The following is a 10,137-nucleotide window of genomic DNA, read 5'->3' as shown; positions in this document are numbered from 1 at the left end:
ATCGGCTCGAGGTTCAACGGGGACACCGTTGTGGACCGCAGGTGCACGGCGCCGGCCACCTCGCCGTCGTACACCGCCACCACGATGCGCTCGGAGGAGTCGTACTCGGTACGCGCGATGATCCGCTGGCAGTGCGCCTCGTGCTCGTCCTCGTGGCCTCGCTGGAGCACGTCGGCCCAGAGCTTCGCGAGCACAGGGGCGTCGGTGGGGCGCGCCGGGCGCAGCGTGACCGCACTGCGTGACATGAGCGTGGGCCTTCCAGGTACGGACAGGGGGATGAAGGGGTTCCCCCGAACCACACCCTCTGCTGCCGAAGATTACGCGCCCGCGGCCGGGTGCTGACAAGACCCTCCGTGCACGAGCTTGCGGAATCGCGCCGAAGGTCCGACTCCTCGACGAGACGTCCTCGTGTCGAAGTTGTTACCGCGCCCGCCGCCGCGTGCCCTCCAGCGGGCCCCGACCCGTTGTAGCCTGACGCACCACCGGGCCAGCCCGGCGGCGAGACGGCGGGGCGTATCCTCGGATCCGGGGCGTTCACCCACCACCGATGAGTGATCTGGATCACATCGGGTTACAGTCTCGCCTGTGGTGCACAGTCAGCGACATCATCCATCGGCGACGAGGACGCACATGATCCCAGCCTCGAAGACACGTACGCGGCCCGGTCAGGGCCACCGCTCACGGGCGGTCGGCCTGCTCGCCTCGGCGTTGCTGGTCCTCGCGGCACTCCTGCTGCCGGGCCTGGCCCTGTCGCCGGCTCACGCGGAGGACGGCAGCGGCATCGTCCGCGGCACGCTCAAGGACGCCGAGAACAACGACGCCCCCGTCGAGGGCGTCTCGATCGTGGTCACCGGGCCGGACGGCACCGAGACCACGGGCGAGAGCGACGCCGACGGTCGCTTCGAGATCGAGGTCCCCGTGCCCGAGGGCGGCGGGACCTTCGAGGTCGCTGTCACTGAGGACACCTTCCCCGAGGGTGTGAAGCTGCGCGAGGGCGAGCCCAACCCGCGCACCGTGAAGCTGCAGCCGGGCGGCAGCGCCTCGGCCATCTTCCCGTTCGGCGCGGACAACCGGCAGGTCGAGGGCAGCCTCGACCGGATCCCGCAGCTCGTCTACAACGGCCTTCTCTTCGGAATCGTGATCGCCCTCGGGTCCCTGGGGCTCTCGATGGTCTTCGGCACCACCGGCCTGACGAACTTCTCGCACGGCGAGCTGGTGACGTTCGGTGCGCTGGTCGCCTTCCTGTTCAACAGCACCTTCGAGCTGCCCTTCGCCCTGGCCGCCGTGCTCGCCGTCATCGGCGGCGCGCTGCTCGGCTTCATCCAGGACAAGGGCCTGTGGGGACCGCTGCGCAAGCGCGGGACCGGCCTGATCGCGATGATGATCGTCTCGATCGGCCTGATGTTCTTCCTGCGCAACGTCTTCCAGTACGTCACGCGGGGCCGCGCCAACAACTACCGCGAGTACGTCACGGTGGAGAGCCGTGAGGCGCTCGGCGTCACGTACGCCACCCGCGACCTGATGATCGCGGCCATCTCGATCCTGGTGCTCGTGGTGGTGATCCTCGCGCTGAGCAAGACCCGGCTGGGACGCGCCACCCGCGCCGTCTCGGACAACCCGGCCCTCGCCTCCTCCACCGGCATCAACGTCAGCCAGGTGATCACGCTCGTGTGGGTCGTCGGCGGGGCGCTGGCCGCCCTGTGCGGCGTCTTCCTGGGCTTCACGATGGGCGTCACCTTCACCATCGGCCAGCTCGTCCTGCTCCTGCTGTTCGCAGCGGTGACGGTCGGCGGGCTGGGCAGCATCTGGGGCGCCGTGATCGGCTCGCTGATCATCGGTCTGCTCATCGAGTTGTCGACCCTTGTCATCCCCTCGGACCTGAAGAACGCGGGAGCGCTGGTACTGCTGGCACTGATCCTGCTGTTCCGACCTCAAGGTCTGCTCGGGCGCAAGGAACGGATCGGCTGAGGCCGGGAGGAAACCATGTTCGACATCCTGCAGAGCGCCTTCCACGACGCCTTCTCCCCCATGGCGCTGTCCTTCGTGCTGGCAGCCATCGGTCTCAACGTCCACTACGGCTACACCGGCCTGCTCAACTTCGGTCAGGCGGCCTTCTGCGCCGTCGGCGCGTACGGCATGGGCGTGACCATCGCCTCGTTCGGCTTCCCTCTGTGGCTGGCCCTGCTGACCGGCATCGGCTGCGCGGTCCTGCTGGCCCTGCTCCTGGGCATCCCGACGCTGCGGCTGCGGGCCGACTACCTGGCCATCGTCACGATCGCCGCGGCCGAGAGCCTGCGTCTGGTCTTCTCGACGACGTTCAAGGAGTACTTCCACGCTCGTGACGGCGTCAGCGCCTTCACGAGCGAGTTCCGCTCCATGAACCCCTTCCCCGAGGACATGGGCTCGTTCCTCACGTTCTCGCGCAACGACGCGTGGGTGCTGCTCGTCGGCTGGGTGCTCGTGGTGGTCGTGTGCGTGCTGCTGTTCCTTCTGATGCGTTCCCCCTGGGGACGCGTCCTGCGCAGCATCCGTGAGGACGAGGACGCGGTCCGCTCGCTGGGCAAGAACGTCTACTTCTACAAGATGCAGGCGCTGGTCCTCGGTGGTGTGATCGGAGCGTTCGGCGGCTTCATCGGCGGCCTGGGGCTGGCCTCGGTGCAGCCCGACAGCTTCAACACCGACTTCACCTTCATCGCCTTCACCATGCTGATCCTGGGCGGCGCCGCGCGCATCATCGGCCCGGTTGTCGGAGCGATCCTCTTCTGGGGTGGCCTGTCCCTCATCGGCAGCGTGCTGACCAAGCTCTCCACCGGCGAGAACGCGATCATCCCCGCGTCGCTCATGAGCTCCGACCAGGTCAGCAACGTCCGCTTCATGGTCGTCGGCCTGGTGCTGATGCTGCTCATGATCTACCGCCCGCAAGGCATCTTCGGAGACCGTAAGGAGGTGGCCCTCGATGCCCGCTGAGACCCCTGGTACCCCGGCGACGCCCGAGTCGACCACGGAGCCCGACCACGCCAACGAGGCCAGCGTCGCCACGGCCGAACCGACGACGCGCCCCGGCCGCAGCCGCGCCGAGGCACGTGCGGCCCTGGCGTCGGTCGCCCACGAGCCCGGGGCGGCCAAGCCGGACCCGATCGTGGTCGCCGACAACATCAGCCGGACCTTCGGCGGTCTCACGGCCGTCAACGTCGAGCACGTGGAGATCCCGCGCGGCGTGATCACCGCCCTCATCGGACCCAACGGTGCCGGCAAGACCACGTTCTTCAACCTGCTCACCGGCTTCGACCAGCCCGACACCGGCGACTGGTCCTTCAACGGCACCTCGCTCAAGAAGGTCGCGCCGCACAAGGTCGCCCGCATGGGCATGGTGCGCACCTTCCAGCTGACCAAGGTGCTGTCCAAGCTGACCGTCCTGGAGAACATGCGCCTGGGCGCCACCGGTCAGCGCGGCGAGAAGTTCTGGGCGGCGTGGTTGTGGCCCCTGTGGTCCGGCCAGGAGGCCGCCAACACCGTCCGTGCCCGCGAGCTCCTGGCCCGGTTCAAGCTGGACGCCAAGGAGAAGGAGTTCGCCGGAGCGCTCTCGGGCGGCCAGCGCAAGCTGCTGGAGATGGCTCGGGCCCTCATGGTCGACCCCGAGCTGGTCATGCTCGACGAGCCGATGGCCGGCGTGAACCCGGCGCTCAAGCAGTCGCTCCTGGGGCACGTGAAGTCGCTGGCCGACGACGGGATGACGGTGCTCTTCGTCGAGCACGACATGGACATGGTCCGTGACATCTCCGACTGGGTCATCGTGATGGCCCAGGGCAAGGTGATCGCGGAAGGTCCGCCCAGCTCGATCATGTCCGACCAGCGGGTCATCGACGCCTACCTCGGCGCCCACCACGACGTCGACATCACCGAGCTCGAGGAGATTGCCGAGCAGGACCCCGAGCACGCCGGTCACGTCGTGCTCGACGACGAGGAGGGTGAGACCCCGTGAGCACCGACGCCAACCAGCCGGAGGCCGGCGCGCCCCGCGTCGACCCCCAGGTCCGTGAGACCCACCTGGCCAACGCCGACGGCGCGGTGCTCCGCGCCGACAACCTGATCGCCGGGTACGTCCCCGGGGTCAACATCCTCAACGGCGCCGACCTCTACTGCCAGCCGGGCGAACTCGTCGGCATCATCGGCCCCAACGGCGCCGGCAAGTCGACGCTGCTCAAGGCCCTCTTCGGACTGGTGAAGATCCACACCGGCACCGTCGAGCTCCGCGGCGACGACGTCACCAACGCACGCGCTGACGTCCTCGTCTCCAAGGGCATCGGGTTCGTCCCCCAGACGGAGAACGTCTTCCCGAGCCTCACCATCGAGGAGAACCTCCAGATGGGGTGCTTCCAGGCCCCGAAGAAGTTCCCCGAGCGGTTCGACTTCGTCTCGGACCTCTTCCCCGCACTGCGCGACCGGCGCAACCAGCGAGCCGGTTCGCTGTCGGGCGGCGAGCGCCAGATGGTCGCGATGGGCCGGGCCCTGATGATGGAGCCGTCGGTCCTGCTGCTCGACGAGCCGTCCGCGGGACTCTCCCCCGCGATGCAGGACGAGGTGTTCGTGCAGACCCGCGCCATCAACAAAGCCGGGGTCTCGGTCGTGATGGTCGAGCAGAACGCCGCGCGCTGCCTGCAGATCTGCGACCGCGCGTACGTGCTCGACCAGGGCCGCAACGCGTACACGGGCACCGGCCAGGCGCTGGCCAAGGACCCGAAGGTGATCGAGCTGTACCTCGGCACGCTGGCTCAGAACGCCCGCTGACGCCTCCACGAAGGCCCGGTCCCTGGGGGCCGGGCCTTCGGCGTCCCCGGAGCACCGCTGGTCGTGAACCCACCCCTGGTCGAGCCCCACCACTGGTCGAGCCCCACCGGCGGTCGAGACGCACCGCCGGCCGAGCCCCACCGCCGGTCGAGCCTGTCGAGACTGCTCGGGCAGCACAAAGCCCCCGGCGTGGCGCCGGGGGCCTTGTGCGGTGGACTCAGGTCACTTCTGACCCAGGCCCGCCTTGATCAGCTCGGGAACGATCTTCTTGGTCTCGTCGAAGGAGATCAGGACGATCGCGTCCGGGTCGGCCGCCTTGAGGGCGTTGACCTCCGCGCTGAAGCTGGCCGCGTTGGGGTCGTAGAGCTTGAACTCGACGACCTTGCCGCCGGCCTCCTCGTAGAAGGTCTTGACGCTGTTGGCCAGCGCCTCACCGTACGAGTCCTGGCGGGCCAGGATGGCGACGTTCTCGTAGCCGTCACCCAGGACCAGGTTGGCCATCACGTTGCCCTGCAGCACGTCGGAGGGAGCGGTACGGAAGTACAGACCCTGGTCGGCGTACGAGTCGAACGCGGTGGAGGTGTTGGCCGGGGAGACCTGCACGACGCCGGCGCCGGTGATGCGGTCGATGACCGAGAGCGACACCGAGGACGAGGCGGCACCGACGATGGCGTCAGCCTTGGCCTTGAGCAGCTTGTCCGTCTCGCTCGGGGCGATGTTGGGCGTGCCGTCACCGGAGTCGGCCTGGGTCAGGGCGACGTCCTTGCCGTTGTAGCCACCCGCGGCGTTGATCTCCTTGATGGCGAGCTGGACGCCCGCGATCTCCGGCGGGCCGAGGAACGCGAGGTCACCGGACTGCGGCAGCAGGGTGCCGATGGTCAGCGTGCCGTCGCCCTGCGGGATGTTGCCGGAGACCTTCTGGTCGTCCTTGACGTTGTCGACGTCCGGGATCTCACCGGTCTCGAAGCGCTCGGGGGCGTAGGTGTTGTCCGCGCCGTACTGGAAGATGCCGATGGTGGCCGACGACGGGGAACCGGTCGAGTTGAGCTCGATCGGGCCGGAGACGCCGTCGTAGTCGACGTCCTTGCCGTCAGCGATCAGGTCCGCGCACACCTTGAACTCGGTGCACTTCTCGCCGCCCGAGGTGACCTCGGACATCTTCGAGCCGATCGCCTTGCCGCTGTCGTTGCCGGCGGCGAGGGCAGCCAGGGCCACCACGACGGTCGCGTCGTAGGACTCGGGGCCGTAGGTGAAGTCCTTCAGCTCGGGGTCGACCTCGAGGAGGCGGTCCTTGAAGGCGTCGCCCAGCTCGGCACCGGGGTAGGTCGCGCGGACACCCTCGAGGGTCCCGGCGTCGAAGTCCTTGGAGTAGTCGGCGGTGTTGCCGTCCACGAAGTACAGCTGAGCGCCGCTGGCGCTGCTGTCCTTGTCGCTGTCCTTGTCGCTGTCGCTGTCGCCGTCGCTGCCACCGCAACCAGCGAGAACGAGTGCGCTGGCCACTGCAGCCACGGCCAGACGGGTCGTCCTGGTGCGCTTCATGAACCCTCCGGGTGATTCCTCATGATGTTGCGGACAGCACGGGTTTGCCACCGCAGGACGGAAACGTATACCGGCGTTCTGGCATCTCAAGGCCGCACGAACTCTCGTTGCGAAGTTGTGACCTAAGCCATATCAACGCTCAACCTGTGCGCTCGACCGTGCCCTCACGCAGGCAGGCGTACGGCCTCGCCCTGGGACTGCCGGAAGGTCTTCAGCGGGGACGACTCACTCGCCGGTGACGGCGGGCCCGTGGTCGATGACGCCCTCGGCGACCTGCTTCATCGACATGCGCAGGTCCATCGCGGTCTTCTGGATCCACCGGAAGGCGTCCGGCTCGCTGAGCCCCAGGTCGCTCTGCAGGATGCCCTTGGCCCGGTCCATGACCTTGCGCGTCTCGAGGCGCTCGGTGAGCCCGGCGACCTCGGCCTCCAGCTGCCGCAGCTCCGCGAAGCGGCTGGTCGCCATCTCGATGGCGGGCACGAGGTCGCCACGCTTGAAGGGTTTGACCAGGTACGCCATCGCACCGGCGTCGCGCGCACGCTCGACCAGGTCGCGCTGGGAGAAGGCGGTGAGCATCACCACGGGCGCAATGCGCTCGCCAGCGATGACCTCGGCGGCGGCGATGCCATCGAGGACCGGCATCTTGACGTCGAGGATGACCAGGTCGGGAGTCAGCTCGCGGGCCAGCTCGACCGCGCGCTGCCCGTCCGCTGCCTGCCCGACCACGTCGAAGCCGTCCTCGGCGAGCATCTCGGCGAGGTCCATCCGGATCAGGGCCTCGTCCTCGGCGATGACCACACGTCGGACGGGGGCAGCGGGGGGAACGAGGGAGTCGGTCACGGTCCACAGCCTAGTCGGGGGTACTGTTCGGTTCCGAAGCCCCGGTATCCCAATGGCAGAGGAAGCGGTCTCAAACACCGTCCAGTGTGAGTTCGAGTCTCACTCGGGGCACTTCACTCCCCCGGCGGGACTGCCGTGCAACCGCCTCAGCGGCAGAAGATTGTCACCGCGTACCGCTCGACCTTGCCGTCGCTGGTCTGGTTGCAGCTGCCGACGCCCTGGACGACCTTGAGGTAGCTGGCCCACGCCCCCACGCGCTTCCACCGCACCCTGGGCGCCCTGCCGGCCACCCGCTCGCACGAGGAGCGCACGATGTACGACTTCACCGTCACCGACCCCCGGTAGGCCACGAAGTCGTCCTGGCTGTCGGTGGTGTTGGTGATCTCAGCCGTGGGAGGCACGGTGCCCCGGTCCGTGGTGGAACCGACCTTCTTGATCCGCCGCCCCGTCTGACGCGACGCCTTGGCGATCAGCCGGTCGCCGACGCGGGGGCGCGACGTGCCGTCGATCACGGCAGTGGCGGTGAACTCCTCCGCCCACTCCCACGGGAGGTCGGTCACCGACTCCCCCGGCGCCAGCTCCACGCTCGCGGCGTGCGTCACGACCACCCCGTCGTAAACCTTCTGGGAGCGAACGGTCGGGGTGAAGGTGCGGGGGTTGCACCCACTGGCCGCGGCGACGGCGGTGGTCTCGCCCGAGTCGGCGACGGAAGCCGTGGCGGGAACCAGCCCCGCCCCGAGCGCCACCGCCGACACCACTGCCACTGCTCCCCGCTTGAACGCTGTCGTGCGCATCTGAGTACCCCTCCCACGTGCGAGGGCGGGCGCCCTCACTCCGAGCGTACGGCCGGGAGCGCCAGGGGGCGAGCGATGGGCCCTATCCGTCCGGATCAGCTCGGACGGCGGTACGCCGGAGCGACGCCCCGGATCGCGTCGCCCATCCGGTGGATGCGCAGCGCGTTGGTGGAGCCCGGGATGCCCGGCGGCGTGCCACCGATGATGACGACGTGGTCGCCCTCCTCGACCCGCTCGATGGCGAGCAGCGCCTCGTCGACCTGGTGCACCATCTCGTCGGTGTGCTGCACGTCGGCCATCATGAACGTCTCCACGCCCCAGGTCATCGACAGCTGCGAGCGCACCCGTGCGCTGGTGGTGAAGGCCAGGACCGGCGTACGTCCCCGGTAACGCGCCAGACGGCGGGCCGAGTCACCGCTGGCGGTGAATGCCACGAGGTACTTGGCGCCGAACCGCTCGGCCACCTCGGCCGCCGCCTTGGCGATGATCCCGCCCTTGGTGTGCGGGGTCCAGGTGACCGCGGCCATGTGGTCCAGGCCGTGGTTCTCGGTCGAGGCCACGATGCGGGCCATCGTCTCCACGGCAACCACCGGGTACTCGCCGACGGAGGTCTCGCCGGACAGCATGACCGCGTCGGCCCCGTCGAGGACGGCGTTGGCGACGTCGGAGGCCTCGGCGCGCGTCGGCATGGGCGCGGTGATCATCGACTCCAGCATCTGCGTGGCCACGATGACCGGCTTGGCGTTGGCACGGGCCCGGTCGATGAGCAGCTTCTGGTGCACCGGGACGTCCTCGAGCGGGAGCTCGACGCCGAGGTCACCGCGCGCCACCATGAGGCCGTCGAAGGCGTCGACGATCTCGGCGATGTTGTCGAGGGCCTGGGGCTTCTCGATCTTGGCGATGACCGGGACCCAGATGTCCTCCTCAGCCATCACCGCGCGCACGTCCTCGACGTCCGCGGCCCGTCGCACGAAGCTGAGCGCCACGAAGTCGACACCGATGCGCAGCGCCCAGCGCAGGTCCTCGGTGTCCTTCTCCGACAGCGCGGGCACGGAGACGGCCACGCCGGGCAGGTTGATCCCCTTGTTGTTGCTCAGCCGGCCGCCGATGACGACCTGACAGACCACGTCGGTGTCGGTGACCTCGAGGACCCGGAGCCGCACGCGGCCGTCGTCGATGAGGACGGGGTCGCCGGGTGACACGTCACCGGGAAGGCCGTCGTACGTGGTGCCGCAGATGTCGGCGTCCCCGGGCACGTCACGGGTGGTGATGGTGAACTGCTGACCCGCAGCCACGAAGACCTGCCCCTCGGCGAACCGGGCGAGCCGGATCTTGGGGCCCTGCAGGTCGGCGAAGATGCCGATCGCGTGACCCGAGGAGTCCGAGGCCTCCCGGACCATGTGGTAGACGCGCTCGTGGTCCTCGTACGAGCCGTGGCTCATGTTGAGACGGGCCACGTCCATGCCGGCCCGGACCAGGTCACGGATGCGTTCGGGGGTGGCCACGGCCGGACCCATGGTGCAGACGATCTTGGCTCTTCGCACCCCGTGAGCCTATCGCTCTGTTGGATCGATCAAACAACCCGAGGCCCCCGAATTTCTCCGGAGGGCCTCGGGCCGTACGGACCGGGAGCGTCGAGCGGGGCTCCCGGTCGGTGGTCTCACACCGTCAGCGGACGCTCGTGCGGCTTGATCGGTGCCGACAGCGTGGTGCTGCCGGTGAGGAAGGTGTCCACGGCCGCGGCAGCCGAACGGCCCTCCGCGATGGCCCAGACGATGAGCGACTGCCCGCGACCCGCGTCGCCGGCGACGAAGACGCCGGGCACCGAGGACTCGTAGGAGTCGTTTCGCACGATGTTGCCGCGCTCGTCCAAGTCGACGCCGAGCTGCTCCACCAGGCCGGGCTGCTCCGGGCCGACGAAGCCCATAGCGAGCAGCACGAGGTCGGCGGGGATCTCCCGCTCGGTGCCGTCGACGGGCTGGAACCGGGCATCCACCTCGACCAGGCGCAGCGCCTTGACGCGGCCCTGCTCGTCGCCGACGAACTCCTGCGTCGACACGGCGTAGACGCGCTCGCCGCCCTCCTCGTGGGCCGAGGAGACGCGGAAGAGCATCGGGTACGTCGGCCACGGCTGGCCGGCAGGACGGTCGTCGCCCGGCTGCGGCATGATCTCGAG

General features: G+C 69.0%; 9 protein-coding genes, 1 tRNA gene and 1 pseudogene. 5 read left to right on the top strand and 6 right to left on the bottom strand.

The window, feature by feature from the left end; translation table 11 throughout:
• A pseudogene (locus tag ACI379_RS09710) lies at nt 1–245 on the bottom strand (GNAT family N-acetyltransferase); the annotation flags it as partial.
• Between the two features lie 385 nt (nt 246–630).
• Here ACI379_RS09710 and ACI379_RS09705 point away from each other — a divergent pair.
• Genes ACI379_RS09705 through ACI379_RS09690 form a run of 4 tightly spaced genes read left to right on the top strand, consistent with a single transcriptional unit; the run spans nt 631 to nt 4,788 of the window.
• Nucleotides 631–1,968 carry a branched-chain amino acid ABC transporter permease gene (locus tag ACI379_RS09705; protein WP_439791877.1) on the top strand — a complete coding sequence of 446 codons (1,338 nt, stop codon included), beginning with the start codon at nt 631–633 and terminating at the stop codon, nt 1,966–1,968.
• A 15-nt stretch (nt 1,969–1,983) separates the two neighbouring features.
• The gene (locus tag ACI379_RS09700; RefSeq protein ID WP_439791876.1) at nt 1,984–2,967 is read left to right on the top strand and encodes a branched-chain amino acid ABC transporter permease; all 984 of its coding nucleotides are present in this window, start codon (nt 1,984–1,986) and stop codon (nt 2,965–2,967) included.
• Complete coding sequence (locus tag ACI379_RS09695; RefSeq protein ID WP_439791875.1) at nt 2,957–3,982, top strand: ABC transporter ATP-binding protein; 1,026 nt, start codon at nt 2,957–2,959, stop codon at nt 3,980–3,982. The genes ACI379_RS09700 and ACI379_RS09695 overlap by 11 nt, the downstream gene beginning before the upstream one ends.
• Entirely contained in the window at nt 3,979–4,788 is an 810-nt protein-coding gene (locus tag ACI379_RS09690) for an ABC transporter ATP-binding protein (RefSeq protein ID WP_439791874.1), read from the top strand. The genes ACI379_RS09695 and ACI379_RS09690 overlap by 4 nt, the downstream gene beginning before the upstream one ends.
• A gap of 222 nt (nt 4,789–5,010) precedes the next feature.
• Here ACI379_RS09690 and ACI379_RS09685 read toward each other — a convergent pair whose 3' ends face one another.
• On the bottom strand, nt 5,011–6,327 hold the full coding sequence (locus tag ACI379_RS09685) for an ABC transporter substrate-binding protein (protein ID WP_439791873.1): 1,317 nt from the start codon (nt 6,325–6,327) through the stop codon (nt 5,011–5,013).
• Between the two features lie 225 nt (nt 6,328–6,552).
• The gene (locus ACI379_RS09680; RefSeq protein WP_439791872.1) at nt 6,553–7,167 is read right to left on the bottom strand and encodes an ANTAR domain-containing response regulator; all 615 of its coding nucleotides are present in this window, start codon (nt 7,165–7,167) and stop codon (nt 6,553–6,555) included.
• 38 nt (nt 7,168–7,205) lie between these two features.
• On the opposite strand from ACI379_RS09680, the gene ACI379_RS09675 reads away from it, so the two are divergent.
• Nucleotides 7,206–7,278 (top strand) — tRNA-Leu (locus ACI379_RS09675).
• Nucleotides 7,279–7,313: 35 nt separating this feature from the next.
• Here the strand turns inward: ACI379_RS09675 and ACI379_RS09670 are convergent.
• The 3 genes from ACI379_RS09670 to ACI379_RS09660 all read right to left on the bottom strand — a co-directional run.
• On the bottom strand, nt 7,314–7,961 hold the full coding sequence (locus tag ACI379_RS09670; protein ID WP_439791871.1) for a hypothetical protein: 648 nt from the start codon (nt 7,959–7,961) through the stop codon (nt 7,314–7,316).
• A 95-nt stretch (nt 7,962–8,056) separates the two neighbouring features.
• Complete coding sequence (pyk, locus tag ACI379_RS09665) at nt 8,057–9,505, bottom strand: pyruvate kinase (protein ID WP_439791870.1); 1,449 nt, start codon at nt 9,503–9,505, stop codon at nt 8,057–8,059.
• A gap of 116 nt (nt 9,506–9,621) precedes the next feature.
• A partial coding sequence (locus tag ACI379_RS09660) for an FAD-dependent oxidoreductase (RefSeq protein WP_439791869.1) occupies nt 9,622–10,137 on the bottom strand: 516 nt, incomplete at its 5' end.

It is taken from the genome of Nocardioides sp. (assembly GCF_051876515.1).
Lineage (GTDB): Bacteria > Actinomycetota > Actinomycetes > Propionibacteriales > Nocardioidaceae > Nocardioides.
The sequence above is the reverse complement of the archived record's forward strand: the minus strand, read 5'-3'. Positions and strand labels throughout refer to the sequence as shown.